The sequence below is a fragment of the Undibacterium sp. CY21W genome (assembly GCF_014284265.1).
GTDB classification, from domain to species: domain Bacteria; phylum Pseudomonadota; class Gammaproteobacteria; order Burkholderiales; family Burkholderiaceae_D; genus Undibacterium; species Undibacterium aquatile.
Genome location: NZ_JACOGE010000001.1, coordinates 605,862 through 630,104, shown reverse-complemented (window position 1 = coordinate 630,104; position 24,243 = coordinate 605,862). Strand labels below are relative to the sequence as shown.

Annotated in this window: 22 protein-coding genes; 5 read left to right on the top strand and 17 right to left on the bottom strand. The window is 48.2% G+C overall.

The annotated features are described in order from the left end of the window. Positions 1–41 precede the first annotated feature (41 nt). The 10 genes from H8K29_RS02855 to H8K29_RS02810 form a co-directional block, all read right to left on the bottom strand. Complete coding sequence (locus H8K29_RS02855; RefSeq protein ID WP_186884672.1) at positions 42–1,199, bottom strand: ABC transporter substrate-binding protein; 1,158 nt, start codon at positions 1,197–1,199, stop codon at positions 42–44. A 310-nt stretch (positions 1,200–1,509) separates the two neighbouring features. Next, the gene (locus tag H8K29_RS02850; RefSeq protein WP_186896307.1) at positions 1,510–2,214 is read right to left on the bottom strand and encodes a DUF4197 domain-containing protein; all 705 of its coding nucleotides are present in this window, start codon (positions 2,212–2,214) and stop codon (positions 1,510–1,512) included. A 35-nt stretch (positions 2,215–2,249) separates the two neighbouring features. Further along, complete coding sequence (locus tag H8K29_RS02845; protein WP_186896306.1) at positions 2,250–3,404, bottom strand: deoxyguanosinetriphosphate triphosphohydrolase; 1,155 nt, start codon at positions 3,402–3,404, stop codon at positions 2,250–2,252. Then, positions 3,401–5,026 (bottom strand): bifunctional shikimate kinase/3-dehydroquinate synthase AroKB, encoded by a 1,626-nt coding sequence (aroKB, locus tag H8K29_RS02840; RefSeq protein WP_222611407.1) that lies wholly within the window; start codon positions 5,024–5,026, stop codon positions 3,401–3,403. Before aroKB ends, H8K29_RS02845 begins: the two co-directional genes overlap by 4 nt. Positions 5,027–5,075: 49 nt before the next feature. Beyond that, complete coding sequence (locus H8K29_RS02835; RefSeq protein WP_186896304.1) at positions 5,076–6,458, bottom strand: hypothetical protein; 1,383 nt, start codon at positions 6,456–6,458, stop codon at positions 5,076–5,078. Positions 6,459–6,516: 58 nt separating this feature from the next. Then, positions 6,517–8,628 carry a type IV pilus secretin PilQ gene (gene pilQ / locus H8K29_RS02830; protein ID WP_255423253.1) on the bottom strand — a complete coding sequence of 704 codons (2,112 nt, stop codon included), beginning with the start codon at positions 8,626–8,628 and terminating at the stop codon, positions 6,517–6,519. 32 nt (positions 8,629–8,660) lie between these two features. Further along, a complete protein-coding gene (locus H8K29_RS02825; protein ID WP_186896302.1) occupies positions 8,661–9,194 on the bottom strand; it encodes a pilus assembly protein PilP in 534 nt (177 codons plus the stop codon). After that, complete coding sequence (locus H8K29_RS02820; protein WP_186896301.1) at positions 9,194–9,844, bottom strand: type 4a pilus biogenesis protein PilO; 651 nt, start codon at positions 9,842–9,844, stop codon at positions 9,194–9,196. The genes H8K29_RS02825 and H8K29_RS02820 overlap by 1 nt, the downstream gene beginning before the upstream one ends. Positions 9,845–9,865: 21 nt before the next feature. Next, complete coding sequence (locus tag H8K29_RS02815; RefSeq protein ID WP_186896300.1) at positions 9,866–10,498, bottom strand: PilN domain-containing protein; 633 nt, start codon at positions 10,496–10,498, stop codon at positions 9,866–9,868. Beyond that, complete coding sequence (locus H8K29_RS02810) at positions 10,498–11,574, bottom strand: pilus assembly protein PilM (protein WP_186884664.1); 1,077 nt, start codon at positions 11,572–11,574, stop codon at positions 10,498–10,500. Before H8K29_RS02810 ends, H8K29_RS02815 begins: the two co-directional genes overlap by 1 nt. Positions 11,575–11,917: 343 nt before the next feature. On the opposite strand from H8K29_RS02810, the gene H8K29_RS02805 reads away from it, so the two are divergent. Beyond that, a complete protein-coding gene (locus H8K29_RS02805; protein WP_186896299.1) occupies positions 11,918–14,236 on the top strand; it encodes a penicillin-binding protein 1A in 2,319 nt (772 codons plus the stop codon). Between the two features lie 20 nt (positions 14,237–14,256). Here the strand turns inward: H8K29_RS02805 and cyaY are convergent, their stop codons facing one another. After that, the gene (gene cyaY / locus H8K29_RS02800) at positions 14,257–14,568 is read right to left on the bottom strand and encodes an iron donor protein CyaY (RefSeq protein WP_186884662.1); all 312 of its coding nucleotides are present in this window, start codon (positions 14,566–14,568) and stop codon (positions 14,257–14,259) included. Between the two features lie 63 nt (positions 14,569–14,631). Here cyaY and H8K29_RS18160 point away from each other — a divergent pair, with 63 nt between their 5' ends. Continuing rightward, entirely contained in the window at positions 14,632–14,748 is a 117-nt protein-coding gene (locus H8K29_RS18160; protein WP_186884661.1) for a lipoprotein, read from the top strand. Positions 14,749–14,817: 69 nt separating this feature from the next. Here H8K29_RS18160 and H8K29_RS02790 read toward each other — a convergent pair whose 3' ends face one another. Continuing rightward, on the bottom strand, positions 14,818–15,411 hold the full coding sequence (locus H8K29_RS02790; RefSeq protein WP_255423225.1) for a 1-acyl-sn-glycerol-3-phosphate acyltransferase: 594 nt from the start codon (positions 15,409–15,411) through the stop codon (positions 14,818–14,820). 90 nt (positions 15,412–15,501) lie between these two features. Between H8K29_RS02790 and H8K29_RS02785 the strand changes: the two genes are divergently transcribed. Further along, a complete protein-coding gene (locus H8K29_RS02785) occupies positions 15,502–16,236 on the top strand; it encodes a transporter (protein ID WP_186896297.1) in 735 nt (244 codons plus the stop codon). An 18-nt stretch (positions 16,237–16,254) separates the two neighbouring features. Here H8K29_RS02785 and H8K29_RS02780 read toward each other — a convergent pair whose 3' ends face one another. From H8K29_RS02780 to H8K29_RS02760, 5 genes are all read right to left on the bottom strand, one after another. After that, on the bottom strand, positions 16,255–16,881 hold the full coding sequence (locus tag H8K29_RS02780) for a sulfite oxidase heme-binding subunit YedZ (protein WP_186896296.1): 627 nt from the start codon (positions 16,879–16,881) through the stop codon (positions 16,255–16,257). A gap of 1 nt (position 16,882) precedes the next feature. Continuing rightward, on the bottom strand, positions 16,883–17,863 hold the full coding sequence (msrP, locus tag H8K29_RS02775; protein ID WP_186896295.1) for a protein-methionine-sulfoxide reductase catalytic subunit MsrP: 981 nt from the start codon (positions 17,861–17,863) through the stop codon (positions 16,883–16,885). A 117-nt stretch (positions 17,864–17,980) separates the two neighbouring features. Beyond that, positions 17,981–19,126, bottom strand: a complete 1,146-nt coding sequence (ccsB, locus tag H8K29_RS02770; RefSeq protein WP_186896294.1) for a c-type cytochrome biogenesis protein CcsB — start codon at positions 19,124–19,126, stop codon at positions 17,981–17,983. Between the two features lie 81 nt (positions 19,127–19,207). Then, positions 19,208–21,364, bottom strand: coding sequence for a cytochrome c biogenesis protein ResB (locus tag H8K29_RS02765; RefSeq protein WP_186896293.1), 2,157 nt, complete (start codon positions 21,362–21,364; stop codon positions 19,208–19,210). A gap of 80 nt (positions 21,365–21,444) precedes the next feature. Then, positions 21,445–22,110, bottom strand: coding sequence for a cytochrome c (locus H8K29_RS02760; protein ID WP_186884654.1), 666 nt, complete (start codon positions 22,108–22,110; stop codon positions 21,445–21,447). A gap of 211 nt (positions 22,111–22,321) precedes the next feature. Here H8K29_RS02760 and yihA point away from each other — a divergent pair, with 211 nt between their 5' ends. Beyond that, positions 22,322–23,029 (top strand): ribosome biogenesis GTP-binding protein YihA/YsxC, encoded by a 708-nt coding sequence (yihA, locus tag H8K29_RS02755; RefSeq protein ID WP_186896292.1) that lies wholly within the window; start codon positions 22,322–22,324, stop codon positions 23,027–23,029. Positions 23,030–23,202: 173 nt separating this feature from the next. Next, the gene (gene hemB / locus H8K29_RS02750) at positions 23,203–24,213 is read left to right on the top strand and encodes a porphobilinogen synthase (protein ID WP_186884652.1); all 1,011 of its coding nucleotides are present in this window, start codon (positions 23,203–23,205) and stop codon (positions 24,211–24,213) included. Positions 24,214–24,243: the final 30 nt, after the last annotated feature.

Below are 24,243 nucleotides of genomic sequence, written 5' to 3'. Positions count from 1 at the left end.
TGCCGCAGACCTGACTCTGATGACAGCTAAAAAACGACGTTTTATTTAGCCAGAACGATGTGACCGCCTTTGGCTTCACCCATCACTGGAATACCAGTTTTGATCGCTTCGTGATCGTCGTGGGTAAATGGTTTGTTGTAAGTCGTTACAACACCATCGACTTTTTCAGTCAGATTTTCGAGTGCTTCACGAACTTTCACGCCGTCAGTAGTACCGGCCTGTTTGATCGCTGCAGCAAGCACGTAGATAGAGTCGTAGCCTTGTGCAGCAGAGACTGGTGAAGGAATACGCTCAACTTTGTAAGCCTTCTGATAGGCATCGATGAAGGATTTGCGTTTCGGTGTTGTCGCGTCTTGAATGAAGGTCTGTGGCATACGTGCGCCATCGCCATTTTTGCCAGCGTTATCAAGGAAGTTACCCATCGATAATGTCCAGCTGCCTATCATCGGTACTTTCCAGCCAAGCTTTTCCATGCCGTTGGCGATCTGCGCTAATTCAGGGCCGATACCGTAAGTCAGAATCGCTTGTGCGCCGCCTTGTTTGGCTTTCAGCAATTGCGCCGTCATATCCACATCTTTGATGTTGAATTTTTCTACTGCAACTGGCTTGATGCCTTTTGCTGCCAGCGCTTTTTCCAGATCTTCACGGCCTAATTGTCCGTAGTTGGTGGAGTCAGCAAGAATCGCCACTTTGGTAAATTTATGCTTGCCGATCGCTTCTTCCACAATCATTGCGGATTGAATCGTATCACTGGCAGCAATACGGAAAATGTAGTTATCTTTGTGTTCTGGCGCAACGAACTGCTTGGTGATTGCAGTACCGGTAGCGATGTTATTCATGACCGGAATTTTAGCTTCCTGATAGAAGCGCTGTGAAGCCAAAGCCACGCCGGTGTTTGCGTAGCCGACGGTAGCGACCACTTTTTCTTTATTGATCAGCTCTTGAGCAACTTGGACGCCACGCTCATTTTTTGCTTCATCATCACGTTCAACGAGTTGGAACTGACGACCAAGTACACCGCCTTTTGCATTGATTTCAGCAACAGCAATTTTGACGCCATCGCGCATCGAAACGCCCATAGGTGCAGAGCCGCCAGTCAGCGGGCCGGAAACGCCGATCTTGATCGGTTCGGCAGCAATACCTGCTACGGACCAGCTTACGAGTGCAGATGCAATAACAGCTTTCATTTTGTATGACATGTCGGTCTCCAGATTATTTGTATGAATTTGAATATTTGCTTTTCGACGTACTACCCATACAAATTACCAGAAAATTCTTTTTGCATTGCAACAAAAGCTACTTAAGTAAAACTACGCAAGCTATTTTCCGTCAACGCTCGTCATTCGTAATCCCGTTGAAGACCTCATGTTTTCTGGGTTTCCGCAGAGAAAACAATTTTCCATCAAATCTGTTTCATCAAAAGGCGAAATTTTTTTCACCAATTCTGATCAGAATTGATTTTTGTCAAGAGCGCAAAAAGAGACAATCAACATGGAGCACTGCGGTCGCTTATTTCAGTAAACTGAAAACCTGGCTGATCGCTTTACTGCCTGAACCAAGCGGATCTTTGCGTATCGCCTTTTCTTCTTCCGCAATCATGAGATACAGACCATCTAATGCTCGCTGCGTCACATAGCCTTCCACCGTTGACTCTTGCGCCGGGACCACGCCGAATTTCTGCGCTTGTCCCATCATATTGTTGTACTTAGAAGATAAGCCTGCCTTATCCGTTACATTCTTCACCAGAGGCAAAAATTTGACCGCTAACGGTGCCGCTGTTTTCTCTTTGAAAAAATCGGTGACCGATGTCTCGCCGCCAGTCAGAATATTTTTTGCGTCAGTCAGTGTCATTGATTTGACCGCGTTGATTAACAACGGCTTCGCCAAAGGCACGGCTGATTCAGCAGCACGATTCATTGACAACACAAGCTCATCGAGCTGCTGCGACTTTCCGGTCATTTTCAATATTGGCCGCGCTTTTTCCAGCACCGATGGCAGCGGTATTCTGACCTTATCATTATTCAGAAAGCCGTTTTCCACGCCAAGTTTGGCGACCGCGGCCACACTACCCTTGTCCAGCGCCGCTTTCAAGCCAGTGCTGGCGTCTTTATTACTTAAATCACTGAAAGAAATCGCGTGGACGGACATCGCTATCGTCGTCAGCGAAACAGCCAGCAGCAAGCGTCTTTTAGATAAGGAACGATCAGAAAACATAAGGAACTCCACAATAAATTTGATACAGCAGCAGATTAAATTTCTTGCATAGAAAACAGGCGTCTGTGTTCACGTATTGCATAACGATCAGTCATACCGGCGATGTAATCGGCTATTTTTCGCGCCTGCAAATCACCGTTGTCGTGATTCCCCGATTCATGCGCCACCTGATAATCTGGCGGCAGCAAGTTAGGTTCAGCTATCATCGCGTCGAATAATTCTTTAATGATTCTGCGCGCCTTCGACGTCATACGGTTGACCTGATAATGCCGGTACAAATGGTGATGTAAAAATTGCTTAAGCAATTTGGCTTCTTCAAATCTGGCATCCGAGAAAGCGATCAGTTTGCTGCTGTTTCTGACATCATCGACAGATTGAGGAGCACAATCGCGGATGCGCGATGCAGAGGTTTCAATCAGATCAGTGATCAAGGTGTTGATCATGCGTCGTATGGTTTCTGAAATTGCCCGGCGTCCCTGTACACCCGGATATGCCGCACTAACCTCAGCACGATGGCGAGCGAAGAAATCGACTTCCATCATCTGCGCCTCAGTCAGCAACCCGGAGCGTAGTCCGTCATCAATATCATGATTGTTATAGGCGATTTCATCTGCCAGATTTGTCAGTTGCGCTTCAAGACCAGGCTGAGTTTTATTGATAAACCGCTGCCCAACCTCGCCGAGTGCAGGGGCATTGGACAAGGAACAATGCTTGAGGATACCTTCGCGTGTTTCAAAGCATAAGTTCAATCCGTCAAAGCCCGCATATCGCTCCTCAAGTTGATCTACGATGCGCAGGCTTTGCAGGTTATGCTCGAAGCCGCCATAAGGCTGCATGCAGGCATTTAAGGCATCCTGCCCCGCATGACCGAAAGGTGTATGGCCGAGATCATGCGCGAGTGCAATCGCTTCCACCAAATCCTCGTTGAGTCGCAGGTTACGTGCAATAGAGCGACCTATCTGTGCAACTTCCAGGCTGTGCGTCAGCCGCGTCCTGAACAAATCGCCTTCGTGATTCACGAACACCTGGGTCTTATATTCCAACCGACGGAATGCCGAACAATGAATAATACGATCCCGGTCGCGTTGAAATTCAGTGCGTGAACCGGATGACGGCTCAATAAAAAGCCGCCCTCGTGATGTTGCTGATTGGGCGGCGTATGGTGCTAAATGGTCGTCGGCGAAATTCATTTATGGTCAAGAATACAGTGACGTAAGGTTTGTAATAATAACTCTTCCGGCACATTGGTAATGACGGAATGCCCTAAAGGTTTTAGCAAAATAAATTTGATTTGCCCACCTTCATTTTTCTTATCCACTTCCATTAATTCTAACCAACGCTGTTCGCCAAGGTCCGGGGCTATGATCGGTAAACCCGCAGCTTCGACTAGCTGTTTAATTCTGGTTTTAGTCACAAAATCAATATAACCTAAGCGGCAGGAAAGATCTGCAGCCATGACCATGCCGCAGCCAACCGCTTCACCATGCAGCCATTTTCCATATCCCAGACCAGATTCAATCGCATGTCCGAAGGTATGTCCGAAATTCAAAATTGCGCGCAAACCACCTTCCCGCTCGTCCTGTCTGACGACATCAGCTTTAATTTCGCAGGAGCGGATAACCGCATAAGCCAGGGCTTGTTCATCTCTTGCCCGGAGCTTCAACATGTTAGCTTCCAGCCACTCGAAAAAAGCCAGATCAATGATCGCGCCATGTTTGATGATTTCAGCCAGACCTGCGGATAATTCATTATCCGGTAGCGTAGTCAGCGTTGAGGTATCTGCAATAACGGCCTGAGGCTGATAAAACGCGCCGATCATATTCTTGCCGAGCGGATGATTAATGCCAGTCTTACCGCCGACAGACGAATCCACCTGAGACAATAAGGTCGTTGGAATCTGCACGAATGGAACACCGCGCATGTATGTAGCGGCAGCAAATCCTGTCATATCGCCGATCACTCCACCGCCAAGCGCAATCAAAGTGATTTTACGATCACACTTTTGCTCCAGTAAATGATCAAAAATCATCATCAGACTGCCCCAGTGTTTATGCTCCTCACCATCTGGAAGAATCACAGCACTACATGTCTTGCCAATACTACGCAGCGTTTTTTCAAGAGAAGACAAGTACAAAGGGGCGACCACCGTGTTCGTGACGATAACGACGCTTTTACCCTTGATGCGATCTGCCAATACGGAGGCATCATTTAATACGCCAGCACCGATAGTGATAGGGTAAGACCTATCGCCTAACTCGACATTCAGTGTGTGAAATCCTGCTTCTGTTTTATGCATACTGAGATGTTTCTGAGGAAATCGTTCGCTGACATCAGACCGGGGCAACTTATCCAGAATGTTCTGTACCAGATGCTGAACATTCGGACGTCCGGTTTCTATGACTAAATCAGCAATTTCCTGATATAAGGGGTGACGTTGAGACTCAAGTTCTTCGAGTTTTTTACGCGGATCTGCTGTACGAAGCAAAGGCCGATTTTTATCGTTGCGGGTACGCTGAAGAATACTATTTACACTCGCGTGCAAATAAATAACGGTACCGCGCTCTTGCAGGTAACGGCGGCTATCCTTATTCAGAATAGCACCACCACCTGTTGCCAGCACGATACCGTCTTGCGCGGTTAAGTCACGTATCACCTCAGCCTCTCGCTGACGAAAACTGACTTCACCTTCAATTTCAAAAATCACCGGAATCGAAACGCCTGTACGCGCCTCGATTTCGTGATCTGAATCAATGAAACGTTTATTAAGCTTCTTCGCAAGGGCCCGGCCAACTGTTGTTTTGCCGGAGCCCATCAAACCTACTAAGAAAATATTATTCGACACTGTCTTGCTTTAATTCCCATTATTTACAATTAGCGTCCAAAGTATCTCTGATGTTCATTTTACTTGTTGCCGACGCTCCTAAACTGTCAACTACAGTCAATGTAACTGTATATACACCTAAAGCTGTCAGAGGAGTAACGCATCGACGAGTAACAGAACCGATTGTAAAAGTATTGCCTGACAATGTTACCGCACCATATGACGGATCACTTGACCAATATTGTACGTATGGAGGAGTACCACCATAGACCTTCAATTGATACGACTCAGAGGACTGCTCGCTCACCTCAAAATCACTTGGCGATAAACGCAATGTGGCGGCATCACCAGTGGCAGTAATTGTAATTGTGGTCGTTGTGCCCAAAGCGTCAATGACAGTCACATCGGATTTACCAACATTACTCAGTACCGCGTTAAACGACGCACCATCTACTGATGCAAATACTTTAGCAATACTGTCGTTAGTATTCGTTACCTTGTAAGGCAACACTCCGCCGACAACGTTAAATTTTAAAGTATCACCAACGCTACCAGATGCACCGGCAGGCAAAACAGACAATGTACCTGCCGCTGGAGTCGTTACAGTTACAGCAATAGTGACCGAACTACGGGATGCGTCAGTCACGACAATATTAGCAGTTCCTGCGGCGATGGCCTTGATATCGAAATCAGTACCATTTTGTTTTAAGCTTACATCAGCGGCACCTGAGTTATTACTGGAAACCGAGTAAGGTGCGGAACCACCAGAAATCGAGTAAGAAACTGTTTTACCTGATGGAACCGACAACGCAGAAGGCGCTGTGGTGAACAGAGACCGAGTCCCGCCAACCACAGTAACAGCTATACTCACAGACTGGCCAGCATTGTCTTTTACAACAACCGTCGTTGTACCCGTGCTGACACCTGCAATAACGAAGACACTCCGGTCCTTATCAAAACCAACATCAGCAATAGATGTGTCGCTACTGTTGACGGCATAAACCCCAGTGCCACCGGTGATAGAGTATGTCAATGTAACCGCACCAACGCCAACAGTAACAGATGCTGGAGCGCTGGTAGTAAGTGTTGCTCCGGTTCCAACAGTAACGTCAATGGACACTTTAGCACCAGCTTTATCAGTAACTGTAACAGTACCAGTACCTGTTGCATTGGTAGCAACTGTTAGTACAGTTCCAGTCAAAGTTGCGGAAACTGCTCCGGAACTTGACACAGCGTAGGATGGGACACCGCCGCCTACTGTAAAAGTTTTAGTTTCTCCATAAAGCATCTGAATCTTGTCAGCCGCAGTTGTAAACAAGGCAGCGCCGTTCATGTTAGTGCCAGCAGAACCGCCACCACCACCGCACGCAGATAAGATTGCCATCAAAAATAGTCCAGAAACTATCCGAAAAAACGTCTTCATGTAACACCTGTAGTTAAGCTAAAAATTATCAAATCTGCGCGTTAGTCTAAGTTCACTATTACTTCACACTAAACTTATCAGTTACGATTTTAGGCGTAATGAAGATTAACAATTCAGTTTTGTCATTTGTGCGGCCGGTATTCTTAAACAAGTTACCAAACAGCGGGATATCACCAAAAAATGGTATTTTCGTAATATTATCACGTTCAGTCTGTTGGAAAATCCCACCTAACACAACGGTACCGCCATTTTCAACCAAGACCATCGTTTTTACTTCTTTAGTATCAATTGCATAACCCATACGTGTTTCCTGACCAACGCTGTCCTTATGTACTTCAACATCCAGTATGACGTTGCCATCAGGGGTGATCTGAGGTGTTACTTCCAATCTCAAAGTTGCTTTACGGAAGAAAATCGATGTAGCACCACTGGATGTCGCCACCAAGTAAGGTAATTCAGTACCCTGCTCAATTAACGCCTTTAATTGATCCGCAGTAACAACCCGTGGGCTGGAGATAATCTTACCTTTACCATCGGCTTCCAGTGCAGATAACTCCAAGTTCAAGAAGCGATTTGCAGCAGCTGAGAACAGACTGATGGCCAAACTTCCCGGTGTTGAGCCATTGATACCAGCAGCAGGCAGACTGACAAACTGTGAGTTAGGCACGAAACTCTGATCGGTAATCTTAGCCTGACCAGTTTGCTCACCAACACCCAAATAATTACCGGTCAAAGCGACGCGCTGATTTCCACTGACGGAATATCCTGCATCACCACCGCGTAAACCACGCAGATCCGTGAAGCCTAATTTTGCGCCGAGATTTTTACTGAACTTATCATCCGCCTCGACAATCCTTGCTTCAATCAACACTTGCTTTGACGCTATATCCGTTTTTTGAACTAACTTCCGAACCTCCTCAAGCTTTGATGGAATGTCAGTGACAAATATTTGATTGGTACGAGGCTCTATAACGGCACTACCTCGCTTCGATAAAATACGGTTTGTTGACGAACCATCCATACCAAATACCTGCTTAAATGCTTCGGCTTTTTGGTAATTCAACTGAAAAGATTCAGTCTTCACCGGTTCCAAATCTGCAATCTGTGCTTTTTGCTCCAGTTCCAGTTTTTCTTTCGTCAACAATTCATCTTTAGGTGCAATCCAGATCACATTACCGTTCTTACGCATATCAAGTCCCTTGATTTGCATAATGTTGTCCAACGCCTGATCCCACGGAACGTCTTTCAGACGCAAAGTGATAGTTCCGGTTACAGTATCGCTGGCGATAACGTTCAGACCACTTACTTCAGCAATAATTTGTAAAATTGCACGAACTTCGATGTTCTGGAAATTAAATGACAGGCGCTCACCTCTATAACCTTGGGTACCCTGTGTCAGCTTGTTCGGATCTTCTTTGATAGGCTTCACTTCAAGCACAAATTGCGTATCACTTTGATAGCTACTTTGCTCCCATAACCCTTTTGGCTCAATCACCATCTGCACGTTATCACCGACGGGAGTAGTAGTAATAATCTGCACAGGAGAACCAAAGTCAGCGACATCTAAACGCTTACGCAAGACTTCAGGCAAACCGACTTTCTGGAACGTCACCAAAATCTTTTGTCCCTGTTGACGCACGTCCACAGCAATCTGATTCAAAGGCAGATCAACAACTATCCGACCATCGCCAGCAACTCCGCGACGGAAATCAATGTCACGTATCTGTGGCTTTGTCGATATCGGGCTCTCAGTATTAACAGGAAGCCCTTGTGAGTTAACTGCGGTTGCAACACCGCCAGAACCATCAATAGTAACAATCAGAAATTTACCTTCGATCACGGTTGCGTAATTCAACGGCTTATTCAGATTGAATATCATCCGGGAACGGCCTGAGGCCTCGACAAGGGTAACTGTACGTAAATCGCCGATATTGACATCGACCGTTGCCTTGCCCGTTGCATTCGAAACATCAGCAAAATCAAGTGCGATGCGAGCCGGATTCGCGATAGAAAACCCAGCCGGTAATTTTGTGATTGGATTTTTCAAACCAACTTTCACAACAATATTAGAACCTTGTTGGTTAGCAACAACTGACTCGATACTGTTCGATTGGGCAAAAACCAACTGGCAAATGCCCAGCATCATAAAGATACAGGCTTTAAAAAACATGGCGCCCCTTTTACTTATATTTATCAACGCGTTCATTTCTTACTCTCCTGCAACTCAAGCTTAACGTTACGTTCAACCCACTCCCCTGATGCATCTTGAATGGTTTCTTTAATTTCAATCTCAGAATCAGTAATTCGTGTCATCAGGCCAAAATTTTGTCCAATGTAACCACCAGCTTTCGCCTGAAAAACGGTTTTATCTGCTTGCACCAAAGCTTGCTTAACCCCGGATTTTTCAATCACACCAACCATTTTTAACGCATCAAGAGGGAATGCCTCTAAAGCTTCTTTCCGCCGGTCCATATCAGGTTTTAAACCATTACCGGAATCTCTCATTCGTGCCAAAACAACAAGAAGCTTAGCGGGATTAAAAGGATCTATGTCTGCTGCACCAGAATAAGCAACAGGAACATACACTTTAGGAGGACTCAGCTTAGGAATCGATAATTTGGTATCTTTCTTCACTGAGTTCATCCACTCTGTCAGCTCAGAAACACCATTGTCGCCACAACCGGCAAGGAAAATTGCTGGCAACAGCAGTATCAGTATTTTGAAATATCTAAACATCATTTCTTTGCTGCCTTTTTCAGGTTAGCCTGAGCTAAAACTTCGTCCTTATCCAGATAACGGAATGTTTTAGCGACGACATCCAAAGTCAACCCGCCATCTTTGCTGCTTGTCAAAGCCAGGTTATTCAAAGTTACGATCCTTGGTAATTTTGCGATGTCAGCAACAAATTCGCCTAAATCATGGTAGCTGCCAGCAAGTTTGATATCAATCGGCAATTCAGCATAGTAATCTTTGACAATAACGACACCAGGTTTAAACGAATCAAATTGCAACCCTCGTCCTGTTCCCGCCTGGTTAATATCTGACAGCAACGCATACATTTCAGCCTTGCTCGGCAATTGCTTTTCCATCGTGGCGACATATTGCAACACCAACCCGCGTTGATCTTTCAAAGCATCCAGATTAATCGCTTGCTGCATTTTGTCGCGGTAGTCCTGCTTCAACTTAACTTCTTCCTGCAATTTCTGGTCTATTTCCTCTGTTTGTCCATCCCAATAAAAAAACCAACCTAGTGCCAGAACCACTACCGTCAAGGCAAAAGCCATAGCGACTCTCGGGGCAATCGGCCACAAACCAGGATGTAATCCATTCAGGTCACGGAATTGCTCGCTGATTCCTTCAAAAAATTCTTTTGCATTTGTTGCCATTCCTGATCTTCCCTTTTTACATTATCGAGCAGGACTCGGAGCACTCGTATTTTTTACCGGGTTCGCCACAACACCGGATGCCGATTCTTCTTTTTCACGCGGGCGTTTAATGCCAACATTCACAGTAAAGTCTGAAACTTTTTTAGCGTCCCTTCCTTGCCCGATTCCTGTTGTGTGGATATCAATCAGCTCCGGCTTAAACATCCATTCCGAGTTATTGCTTAAATTACGAATAAACTCAGCGACCCGCTCTTGCGATTGCGCGTACCCATTCAAGGTCACACGCTGTCCATCCTGTTTCAACGCGCGCAAATAAACGCCTTCCGGAGTATGCGTGACCAGCTCACTCAATAAAAATACTGGCTGATTCCGGTCACTTTGCAAATCTTCTACGGCCTGCTGGCGCGCTTTCAAAGAGTCAATTTCTTGCTTCAAAGTAGCGATTTCTTTAATTTTCTCGTCGAGCTTTGCATTTTCGCTCTTGATGAAATTCACCCTGTCTGTTTGTATAGCAAGCTCTCGCGCATTAAATACACCAACCACCACAACGATTAACGCACCAATGATCACCGCCAACAGCAATAGGGAATAAAAGTCTTTAACCCGCTGTTTACGCTTTTCCTCTCGATGAGGGAGAAGATTAATTTTTATCATTAGTCAAATCTCCGCAGCGCGAGACCGCAAGCAACGGTGTAAGCAGGTGCTTCACTGCGCAAAGCTTTTTCATTTACTCCTGTACCCAATTCCATCCCCTTAAACGGACTGATAACCGCGGTCGAAATCTTCGTACGCTCAGCGACAATATCAACAAGTCCTGCGACAACAGCACAACCACCTGTCAGAAAAATCTGATCAACTCTTGTATAAGGAGTGGACGTAAAGAAAAACTGAATTGCGCGGGTTACTTCTAACGCAGCATTCTCTAAAAATGGCTCAAGCAACTCCATTTCATAACTATCAGGCAGATCACCGTTTTTCTTTTTAATTTCAGCTTCTTCCTGCGAGAGTCCGTAATTCCTGACGATATCCTGTGTCAGTTGCCCACCGCCGAATTGCTGCTCACGTTCATAAACCACTTCACCATTGAACATGATGTAGATATAAGTTCGTTTGGTACCAATCTGGAAAATGGCAAAAACCTGATCACGTCCCTCGTTAGCCTGTTTTTCAATCAGGCGCTGCATTGCAGCGCGAGCTGCATAGGACTCAATGTCCATTACTTTTGCCTGCAATCCCGCTGCCTGAACAACAGCAACCCGGTCTTCAATTTTTTCTTTACGTGAGGCGGCCAGCATCACTTCGACATCTTCCTGATTTGCAGCCGGGCCGATCACACAAAAATCAAGGCTGACTTCATCCATAGAAAACGGAATATATTGGCTTGCTTCAGATTCAACCTGGACTTCCAGGGCCTGATCACTCAACGTTGCAGGTAAAAATATTTTCTTTGTAATGACCGCTGCAGCAGGCATGGCAACCGCAGCATTCTTTGAACCGGACCCGCTTTTCTTCAGCAATTTTCGAATCGTGTCAGAAACCTGCTCGATGTTTTCAATATTACCATCCAGAATCGCGCCCTTAGGCAAAGGCTCGGAAGCATAGCGTTCCAGCCGGTATTCTTTATCGCTACCCTCAGAAAGTTCGACCAGTTTGATATCAAACGAACTGATATCCAACCCGATAAGAGGCGGATTTTTTCTGCCGAGCAGTGAAGCAAGATCTAAAGCCAAGAATACCCCCTCATGAACACATCCGTTTTTTTAAACACGACAGTGTTCGTTTTTTAAACACTTCAGTGTTCGTTTTTTACAAATTGAAACAAACCCATCAATGAAAACCGAAAAATCTCTTTAAAAACCGCTATTTAGGAGACACTTATAAAAGCCTACGTGAAATGCTAGCAACATCGCCAGTATTGGTAAAGAACTTTCCTAAGGGCATATTCAGAATCCGTTGCCAAATCCCCACGCTCGGTCAAATTTCATGTCCGGGCTCAAACCAGGAATCAGGTTTCAACAGCTGTCGAGGTGACAACCGTTATAATGTCTGCCGCGATTGTTACTGAGTAAACACATGACGGATAACGAAAAAGAACTTTCTCAAAAGACCACCCATAAGGCAGGCGCAAAACGCAGCCTCGCCAGTCGTATCGTCATTGTTACCTTAGGCACACTATTGGGTTTAGGTGTCGCCCTGGCACTTGTCATTGGTTTTGCCTTAACCATGGCCTATCCGAATTTGCCCGAACTTGATTCAATCACCAGCTACAAACCGAAAATGCCTCTGCGCATTTTTTCTGCCGACAATGTATTAATTGGCGAGTTTGGTGAAGAGCGAAGGAATGTCGTTCGTTTCGATCAGATCCCTGACATCATGAAAAAAGCGGTTCTCGCGATCGAAGATGATCGCTTTTACGAACACGGCGGTGTTGATTATCTGGGTATCACACGTGCAGCCCTGCACAATCTGACTGGCGGTGCCAAGCAAGGTGCTTCAACGATCACGCAACAAGTCGCGCGTAATTTCTTTTTATCGAGCGAGCAAACCTTTAAACGAAAAATTTACGAGATCCTGCTCGCCTGGAAGATAGAACAAAATCTGAGCAAAGATCAGATTCTCGAAATTTACATGAACCAGATTTATCTGGGGCAACGCGCATACGGCTTCTCGTCGGCAGCGCAGATTTATTTTGGCAAAAACCTGAAAGACCTCACGATTGCCGAAGCAGCGATGCTGGCCGGCTTACCAAAAGCACCTTCCGCTTACAACCCAGTTGTTAATCCGAAACGGGCGACAGCACGTCAGCAATATATCCTGCAACGGATGCGACAACTTGGCTACATCACCAATGATCAGTATGAACAAGCCAAGGCCGAAGAACTGGTCACAAAAACAGACAGTAGCGAATTCGGTGTGCACGCAGAATATGTTGCTGAAATGGCGCGCCAACTGGTGTATGAGCAATTTAAAGAAGATACCTATACACGTGGATTGAACGTCTATACAACGATCACTAAGCCAGATCAGGATGCGGCTTATTTATCGTTGCGCCGGGGGGTGATGGAGTACGAAAAACGCCATGGCTATCGCGGGCCGGAAGCAATTATCAGCATACCGGAAGGAAAAGAAGCGGCGGAAGATGCGATTGAAAAAGCACTCGCAGAGCACTCGAATAGCGATGACTTGCAGGTGGCAATGGTACTCGATGCCACGCCAAAATCAGTCCGCGCAATCCTGGCTTCGGGTGAAGAAATTCGCATGGATGAAGCCGGCATCAGCTTTGCGGCTTCAGGCTTGTCTGCAAAAGCGCCGGCCAACAAACGTATACAGCGCGGTGCAGTCATCCGCGTGATGCAGGAAGGAAAAAACTGGGTCATCACGCAGATGCCTGAAGTGCAGTCGGCATTCGTGGCCGCCAGCACCACCGATGGTGCGATAAAAGCGCTGGTCGGCGGTTTTGATTTTGACCTGAATAAATTCAACCATGTGACACAGGCATGGCGTCAGCCGGGTTCCAGTTTCAAGCCGTTTATTTACTCCGCTTCGTTGGAAAAAGGTTTATCTCCGGCCACCATCATCAATGACGAACCCATCAGTTTTGACGCAGGTCAGACCGGCGGCCAGGCGTGGGAACCGAAAAACTATGACGGTAAATACGAAGGTCCGATGACCATGCGTAAGGGCCTGACGAAATCGAAAAATATGATTTCGATTCGCATCCTTAACCGGATAGGGGCGAAATATGGGCAGGAATACACCAGCCGCTTTGGTTTTCTCCCGGAAAAAAATCCACCTTATCTGACACTCGCCCTCGGCGCGGGCGCAGTGACGCCGTTGCAGATGGCAGGCGCATACGCGGTGTTTGCAAATGGCGGCTATAAAATCAACCCGTATCTGATCAGCAAAATTACCGACAGCAACGGCAATGTGCTGGTCACCGCAAAGCCAGATAAAGCGGGCGACGAAAGTAACCGCGTTATCGATGAACGCAATGCATTCCTGATCGACAGCATGTTGAAAGACGTGGTGCGCTATGGCACTGCCGCCAAAGCCATGGTGCTGAAGCGTCCGGATCTGGCAGGTAAAACAGGAACAACGAATGACTCTTTCGACGCCTGGTTCGCTGGTTACCAGGCCAAGATCGTGGGGATTGCATGGATAGGTTTTGATCAGCCGAAAAATCTCGGCAATCGTGAAACAGGCGGTGGTCTGGCTTTACCTATCTGGATAGGCTTTATGCAAAAAGCGTTAAAAGATATTCCTATCGAAGAGCGTCCGGTTCCGAATGGCATCATCTCTGTGAATGGCGATTTCTATTATGCAGAGAATCCGCCCGGAACCGGGATCAGCGATCTGAGCACACCGCCGGTGATTGAAGAACCCAAAGAGTAAATTCAGTAAATTCGGTAAATTCAGCGACCTTGTTCTTGCGCCAGCGAGGACAAGGTCGTAAATAATTCCGAGCCATCGCGCGTATTGCGCCATTGCTGACCATCGTATTTATAGTGGTAACCACCGGCGCGCGCAGCCAGCCACATCTCTTGCATCGGCGCCTGACTGTTGACGATCATTTTTGAGCCGTTGTTCACAAACTCTATCGTCAATACATTCCCGGTACGGCTGCATTCAACATCCAGCTCATCATTGTCGAACGCTTTTTCAAACATCTCTTCCACCTGGCCAAGGCAAGATTCCGCCAGAGTCAGGAAATCAGATTCAGTCATGCTACACTCCTCGCATTGATTCACACTTAAAACGCCATTTTATACGGTGTCAGACAATTCAAGATGCGTACCCTGATTTCTTCCCTGTTACTCCTCAGCCTGCTCTCCGCCTGCGGACAAAAAGCTCCTTTGTATTTACCGAATAAACCGAGTGCCCAGACGCTCTCTACGGCAAAATAATACTCCCCGGGAGTATATTTAAAGCCCCTTTATATTCGTAGAGATTCAAGCATTTTTGGCATATACTCCCTATTTTTTAGCGTTATCGGGGCGAAACTGTATCGGGCTGGCAAGTTGCGGACGACACCCCTGCACGCCATCGTAAATGCCGCGTATCTTCGCCAGATCGCCATCGATGTCGCCACTTAACTCAAGATAGTCAACCAGACTGACTTCTTTGCGACGAAAATCAAAATAGGCGCAGCCCAAAGGAACCCTGGCAGCGCAAGTGATGTGATAAAACCCGCTGCGCCAGTAAGGTTTACGACTACGGGTGCCTTCAGGTGCGATCACCATCCAGTACCAGTCAGACTGATTCACTTTTTCTGCCAATCGGGAAATCGCACCAGTCGAGACACCGCGCTCCACAGGTTCGCCGCCCAAAGCGCGGATAATCCGGCCTATCGTCGCGCCAGTGAAGCCTTCGAACAGAGAAGACTTCGCAATAAAATAAAATGGCATACCTATCGCCAGTTTTGCCAGAACACCAATCGGAAAATCCCAGTTTGACGTATGCGGATAAACGATGATGATGCCCCGGGGACCGGGCAAGGGACGGAAATGCACCTTCCATCCGATGCAACTTAACAGTCGCAACGCCACGCGCTGCGTCAGCGTTTGCATCTGGTCCTTTTTAAGTAGATAGCTTGTCATAATTCAACGGTACGATGTGCTGAAAATTGTGCCGAGCATTATGCCGTGGAAAAAATAGAGATGCAAAAATTACGTAAAACCATGCTGCTCATCGCCTGCGCACTGATGACACAGAACGCAGCACATGCCGCCCATCCGCTGGTGACAGAAGACGCCAATCTGCAAACCACTGGCAAACAGCAAATTGAATTTAATAGTGATCACTGGTCAACATCGAAAGCACACAGTCAGATCGGCAATCTGACTTATACCTACGGTGCCAACGATCAGCTCGATGTATTCTTTTCCAGCCCGATACGCTGGTCGTCACCCGGCGCACTCGGCGACTTATCCGTCGGCAGCAAATACCTGTTTTCGTCGCAAGAAAATGCCAACTGGGCCTGGAAAACCGAAGTCTTTTTCCCGACTGGCGCGAAGACATTCGGCAGTGATCGCTATGATCTCGCCCTGACTTTGGTCCGAACGGAAAACGCCGGGCCGTGGGTAATACACAGCAATCTCAGTCTGAATATACGTCAGCACCGACAGGCGCTGGCAGATGCACAGCAACGCGATCAACTATGGCGCACATCGGTTGCAGTATTGCGTGCGATCACGCCACAGACACAGTTGCTTGCTGATACGGGCATAGCGCAAGCCGATCAAAAAAATGATGGTTACTGGCAACCTTATCTGGTCGCTGGCGTCATTTATTCGCCAGCGAGCAATCTCGATCTGGATATCGGTTTCAAATATCAGAAGAAAACGCTGTCCACAGAACGGCAAATCGGCATCGGTATGGCCTGGCGTTTTTAAGCGATTTGTCTGGCGTCTTCAGCGTCCCTGCGCCAGCTCGCTGCGGCTGGCGGACCAGCGCCACCACACACGCATCAACAACAGCACGCCGACCAGTACAGCGAACATCAGCGGCTGCGACAAATCATGCTTGCCGGCTTTCATCCAGTAATAATGCAAGACACCGGCAGGCACAATCAGATAAATCAGGCGATGCAAAAATTGCCAGCGCTTGCCGCCGAGGCGCTTGATCATGCCATTCGTGCTGGTCAGCGCCAGCGGTAACAATCCGGCAAAGCCGAGAAACCCAACCGTGATGAATGGACGTTTCAGTACGTCAGCCCACATTTCCGCCAGATCAAAAAAGTGATCGAACCAAAGGAAAGTCAGGAAATGCAGGCTGGCGTAAAAAAACGCATACAAGCCCAGCATGCGCCGCAAGCGCAGTAACCAGCTCCAACCAGAAATTTTACGTATGGGCGTCACTGCGAGGGTGGCGCATAAAAAATACAACGTCCAGTCACCAGTGTTGCGGGTAATAAATTCCAGAGGATTGGCACCCAGTTGATCCAGCGTGGCGAAACCTACAAGCCTCGCCAAGGGCAACAAACAAAGAATAAAAACGACGGTTTTGATCACCGTTATCTGCCGCTGAGACATCGCCATATCAAAAGAATTTTTTCAGATCCATGCCCACATACAACGAGGCAACTTCAGGATAGCCATTAAACATCAGGGTCTTGCGCTTGCGGGTGAATAAGCCATCTTCACCGATACGTCGTTCCGTTGCCTGCGACCAGCGCGGATGATCAACCTGCGGGTTCACATTGGAATAAAAACCGTACTCGTTTGGCGCCGACTGATTCCACGCCGTGCGCGGCTGCTCTTTGGTCAGACGGATTTTAACGATAGACTTGGCTGACTTAAAACCGTATTTCCAAGGGACAGACATGCGTACCGGTGCGCCATTCTGATTCGGTAAAATTTCACCGTACATGCCGAATGTCAGCAGCGCCAACGGATGCATCGCTTCATCTATCCGCAGACCTTCGACATACGGCCAGTCGAGCACAGGGCTGCGCAAACCCGGCATCTGCTTCTTATCGTCGAGCGTGATGAATTCTACGTATTTGGCGTTGCCCGTCGGCTCTACTTTTTTCAGCAGATGCGATAAAGAATAGCCTACCCACGGAATAACCATTGACCAGCCTTCGACGCAACGCAGACGATAAATGCGTTCTTCCAGCGGCGCCAGCCTGAGCAAACTATCGAGGTCGAGTGTGACAGGCTTTTTGACTTCGCCTTCGATCACCACTGTCCACGGGCGCGTTTTCAAACTGCCAGCCATCACGGCCGGATCGGCTTTATCGGTGCCGAATTCATAGAAATTATTGTAGGTCGTGGCGTCTTTGTAAGCGGTCTTTTTCTCTACCAGCGCGTATGCCGGGTTGAGGCTTGCCGCCAATTTTTGCGCTGCAGATGTTTGTGCGAAAGCTTCGCGATTGGCCATTTCGAGCAGGCTACCGCCGGCAATCGTTCCGACTGCCAGTTGGCGTATGAAATCGCGGCGTGATTCAAACACCTCTTTTGGCGTAATTTCGGATGAAAGTGGCAAATGGTTGCCACTGGAATGGGATTTGATCAGCATGACAGACTCCAAAGTTGAAACGCCAGACAAAACAGAATGAATGAAACACCCACCCCGTTTTGCCGCTTAGTTTCTCACGAGTCGCAAAAGTCTGCTGAGAGAGGAAAATTTAACTGATTACAGCGTACCGTAGGAATGCAAGCCAGACAAGAACATATTCACGCCAAGGAATGCAAACGTCGTCACCAGCAAGCCCATCAAGGCCCACCAGGCCGCAACCTGACCTCGCAAGCCCTTCATCAGACGCATATGCAGCCACGCAGCGTAATTCAGCCAGACGATCAGCGCCCAGGTTTCTTTCGGATCCCATGACCAGTAACCGCCCCAGGCTTCCGCCGCCCACAACGCACCGAGTATCGTCGCGATCGTGAAGAAGGCAAAACCAACCGCAATCGCTTTGTACATCACGTCATCCAGCACCTCCAGTGCAGGCAGACGATCCGCCAGATAGCCTTTCGATTTCAGCAGATACGCCATCGCCACCATTGCCGCCAGCGCAAACGTGCCGTAACCAATGAAGTTTGCAGGTACATGAATTTTCATCCACCAGCTTTGCAGCGCCGGCACCAGCGGCTGAATTTCTGCCGCATCGCGAGTGACTGTGTACCACAGCAAAAAGCCAACCGCAGCAGAAATCACGAGCAACACAAATGCCCCTAATTGCCGGGTTTTGTATTCCTGTTCGTAATACAGATAAAACAATGCCGTAATCAGCGAAAACAGAATAAAGACTTCATACAGATTTGAGACCGGAATGTGACCGATATCGGCACCAACCAGATACGACTCGTACCAGCGCACCAGCATGCCAGTAAAGCCCATCACGACCGCCGCCCAGCACAGCACAGAGCCGACCGAGACACCGAAATCAGACCGTGCAATCAAACCGCCCCAGTAAAATAAAGTCGATAAAAAGAACAGCATACTCATCCACAGAATCGCGGACTGGCTCGACAGCAGATATTTCAGAAAGAATTTCTGGTTCGCCATTTCCAGTGAACCGGCGTACAAATGAATGGCAAAGAAACTCAGTAAGGCCAGCAGTACGATCAGCGGACGCACCGGCTTCCAATGCCAGCCCAACCATGCAAATGTCGGGGCAGCTAACAACAAAATGCCTTTTTCATAGACATCCATGTAAGCACCGAAACGGTTCAATGCAAACAGCGACGCCATGCACAGCGCAACGGCATACAGCCAGTCGAGCACACCCAGACGCTTAAAAAAGCCTTGATAGGGCGTGTAATTTTGTGTCATTTCCATCATTTCTCCCCGAACCAGAATAGGAAAATATCCTGGTCGTCAGTGTAGTCTATTCGTTGCATCTTTGTTCTGATTACATTCTTACGCCTGACCGTTACTGATCACCTGCCCCAGCTGCGCCTTCAGTTCGCCGAACTCTTTTTCAAAATCCAGGGTTTTGCGTTGTGAACTCAGGGCCATCAGTGTATTCGTCCCGTGTCCGTCGTCTTTGAGCCAGATCCAACAACGTCGCTCACGGATGTAAAACATCGCAAACACGCCTATGACTAAAAATAAGCAGCCGAGATAAACGATATTTTTCCCCGGTGAGCGAGTGACTTGCAATACCGATGCTTTGACCTCGTCAAAGCCTCTGAGTTGCAGATACACCGGTGCACCATAGAAATAAGCATCCGACATCGCACCGATAGATAATTGCAGGAAACGTCCATGTTTCTCAGTCAGTTCCAGCGCAGGCAACCCGTCTTTCTCACGCGCCAGCATCCACAGATCCCACAGGCTGCCATTCAGAATTTTCATGAATACATCCGCCGCCTTGCCCTGATCTGCGGCGGGAATCTGTTCTAAGAATTTCGAAATAGCCACGAAACCCGCTTGTTTTCCATCGCCAGCAAAAATGCCCAGACTTTTCTTTGCAGACTCTGCCAGTTGCATCTGCATCTGCGACGCATTGTTCAATTTGGCGGGCAAAGCTCTGGCTGCATAACGCTGTGCGGCAGCCTCACGCAGAGCCGGATTGGCGACCGCTGCGCGCAGACGCATCCATTCATTCACGCTGTCATTATCATCGGCAGGAATACGTAAATACCGGAAGGCATCTGCCGGACTATCTCTGGTACCGGCAAGAAACATGTAATCGCCATCGACCAGCAATGGCTGCATGTAATTATGAAACTCCCGCGCTTGCCCGGTTTTGTCGCGCAATTTGTACTGCACGCTGGGGCCGACGTTTTTCAAATCCTTGTTGTTCGCATTCTTCGCAGCAGAACCAAGATGTTTGTCGAGATCGGCACTGAATTTTTCGTTAAAGGATTTACCGGTGTTGACCGCGCGTACATCAGCGCCATTCCGTGTCATATTTTCGACGTTGAATGGCCGAAATCCTGACCATTCTATGGTGTAAGCATTGCCGCCCTGCCCGCTCAGCGGCGTATTTCCGCCGACTTCGCCTGCGACCTCGAAGCTGGTGGCCGATGCCCCGGACATAGGAAATGCGGCTAACTTCAAACGACTGCCGCCATCTTCAAAACTCGATTGATAAACCGCCACGCCTTTGTATATCAAAGGCTGATTCACCTTAATCGTGGAGTTGAATTTTTTCCCGGTTTCATGATCGGTCACCTCGACATCGCTGGCAAACAACTTAGGCATGCCACTGCTGTAAAAATCGATCGTGAATTTATTCAGTTTAATCGTGAACGGCAAATCCTGAATCAGGACACCGGTTTGCTGCGGAATAATTGCGGTATTGCTGCTGGCACCTTCAGGAATCATGGTATTGCCACGGAAAGTGGGATTCGCCAGTGACAAGCGATGTTGCTGCGGGATGTTGGCAATAATGCCGTTACCATCAAACGGCACTTTGCCCATAAACCATTGCTGGAAGCGGATTGGCAACTCGGAGTCCAGCATGCCGCCGATACAGATAATCACGATCGCGGCATGCGCAAAAATATAGCCCCATTTATTCCCCGCCCCTTGTTTGGCAGCGATCAGGGTTGCACCTTCTTTTTCCACGACTTTGAATTTATAACCAATACGCGCAAGGTGTTGCGTCATATCAGCCAGCAGTTGCGAACGCCGATGCGTTGACGTCCATTCTGCTTTATGACGGAAATTGCGCAATGATTGCTCGCGCACGTTGTCGCGCCAACTACGCATGTCTTTCAGCATTTTGGGGGCATTGCGAATCAGGCACAGACTGGTCGACAAGACCAGAAACGCCATGATCAGCAGAAACCACCAGGCAGAATACACAGAATACAAACTGAATTTACCGAAGACCTCAAACCAGAACGGCCCGAACTGATTGACGTAATTCGGCATAGGCTCATTTTGCTTGAGCACGGTGCCGATCACCGATGCAATCGAAATCAGCGTCAGCAAACTAATCGCAAAACGCATAGACGATATTAACTCTATCGCGTCGGCCAGCCACAACTTGCGGGTCGCAATCTGTATACCGCCGGTGTCGGCCACCGGATCATCCACGATGCCGGTATCTGTTTTGTTTTCCATACTGCTCCGAGAAAAACCTGAAAAAAAAGGGGATGGCTTTGCGCCACCCCCTCCTGTTGTCTTTAGCTTGTAGTAATCAGTTATTTCAAACCGGCTACGTAATCTGCAACTGCCTTCATTTCATCGTCCGACATTTTTTTGGCGATGGTCACCATTTGTGCGCTGTTTTTACGTGCACCAGTGCGGAAATTGGTCAACTGAGCAATCGTGTAATCCTGATGCTGGCCAGCGATACGTGGGAACTGTGCTGGAATCCCTGCACCGTTAGGGCTGTGGCAACCCGCACAGGCAGGTACATTTTTCTCAGCAATACCGCCACGATAGATTTGTTTGCCCAGTTCAACGATGTCTTTATTTTTTGCAGCACCCGGCTGAGATTTTTGCTTCGCCAGATAAGCAGCGACGTTTTTCATATCGTCCGCCGTCATCGCTTTTGCAAAAGTCGTCATGACCGGATTGTTACGATCAGCGCCGGTGAAATCCTGCAACTGCTTCACGATATACGCGTCGTGCTGTGCAGACAACTTAGGATTGACGGTAATCGTGGAATTGCCGCCAGCACCATGACAGGATGCGCAGGCAACGATGCCGCGCGCCGGGTCGCCGTTAGTGAACAGCGCCTCGCCTTTGGCCGGATCTGCTTTAACAGCCTTGGCTGGTTCATTGGCATACGCGGAAGCAATCGAGGACAACGCCAGAATAGCGATGCTGATGGACTTCAAAAATGGTAAGAAAGCACGGTTCATTCAAACACCCTGAGACTAAATAATAGAAATCTGCCCTGATGGCGACACGTAGCTACTGGCTTGATCTGAATTCAGTTGAATCAAACCCTGGAAACAACCAGAAGGGGTCAGTACGATGCTGCTACCGCCCGTTACCGAACCCCTTATTGTACAATAGCTTTCAGGCGTTTTTACTGCTGACTGTTGCATTTTTCAATTTTTCCTTTCCTCTATGTCTATCCTCTGGCAAGCCCGCTTCTTTACTACGGTAAATCACTTACGTGATCTGCCGCGTACCCATGTACCGGAAATTGCATTCGCCGGTCGCTCCAATGCAGGCAAATCAACTGCCATTAATACCCTATGCAACCAGAAAAAACTTTGTTTTGCATCAAAGACTCCTGGTCGTACCCAGCATATCAACTATTTTTCTATCGGCGGCGCCCACGTCGCGATGCATCGCAAAGATGAAACCCGGGTTGATGAGATCCGTGCGCTGCTGGTCGATTTACCCGGCTATGGCTACGCTGAAGTGCCCGGCGCGGCGAAAAATCACTGGAACCAGTTACTCGGCTCCTACATACAACGCCGAACGCAGCTCGCGGCATTGGTGCTGATTATGGATGCACGCCGCCCATTTACCGATCTGGACATCCAGATGCTTGAGTGGTTTGCGCCAAGTGGACGGCCTATCCATTGCATACTCACCAAAGCAGATAAATTAAACAAAAATGAATCTGCCAATGCTTTGCGCCAGGCCAAAGACATACTCGCCAGCTACGCGGATGATGAAGGTCCTTTATTTCCATACAGTGTGCAATTATTTTCGGCCTTGAAACGCACCGGCATAGAAGAAGCCGATGCAACGATACAGCACTTACTTGGTCTGGATCGCCCGCCTGAACAGATGGAGACAGAAGTTCCACCAGAAAGCGAATAAAAAAAACCCCGGCTTTGGCCGGGGCGAAATAACACCGATACGAATAGGGACGAACGGTGCCCGCTCAGGGAGGAGAAGCGGTAGGCTTGGAGATCATGATTCCTAACCTGTGCGTTAAGATGTGGCTGAACCCAAAAAGTTTCATTTACCTGACAAATATTTTTTAATTCATCATGGCCCAAAACAAACCCAATCTTTTCCCCGCTGTACGTATGCGTCGCATGCGTAAAGATGTTTTTTCACGCGCGATGATGCGCGAAAATACCATTACCTCTGCCGATCTGATTTATCCGGTATTCATACTGGATGGCGTTAATCAATGCGAAAAAGTGGCGTCGATGCCAGGCGTGGAACGTGTTTCCATTGATCTGCTGCTGGGCGTTGCAGAAGACTGCGTCGCACTCGGCATTCCAGTGATGGCTTTATTCCCGGTCATTAATCCCAGTTTAAAAACCCCGGACGGTATAGAAGCAACCAACCCTGACGGCCTGATGCCACGCGCTATCCGCGAGTTGAAAAGCCGCTTCCCTGAACTCGGCATTCTTACCGATGTCGCACTGGACCCCTACACCAGTCACGGTCAGGATGGCTTGATCGATGCGAATGGCTATGTGCTGAATGATGAAACCACAGAAATGCTGGTGCGTCAGGCACTGACCCACGCCCGCGCCGGTGCCGATATCGTTGCCCCCAGCGATATGATGGACGGCCGCATCGGCGCGATTCGTCATGCACTCGAAGCAAACAATTTTATTCACACGCGCATCATGGCGTATTCCGCTAAATATGCATCCGCTTTCTACGGTCCTTTCCGTGACGCGGTGGGTTCAGCGACCAATCTCGGCAAGAGCGATAAAGCAACCTACCAGATGGATCCGGCCAACAGCAATGAAGCCTTGCGCGAAGTGGCGCTTGATCTGGCCGAAGGTGCAGATATGGTGATGGTGAAACCCGGCATGCCATATCTTGATATTGTGCGTCGCGTCAAGGATGAATTCAGGGTGCCCACCTTTGCTTATCAGGTCAGCGGCGAATACGCGATGATAAAAGCGGCTGCGCAAAACGGCTGGCTCGATCACAACAAAACCATGATGGAATCCATGATGGCATTCAAACGGGCTGGTGCCGATGGCGTACTGACCTATTTTGCCCGCGACATCGCGCGCTTGCTACGACACGCTTAAACCACCGCACCGGCTGCGCCGGTGTTCTAC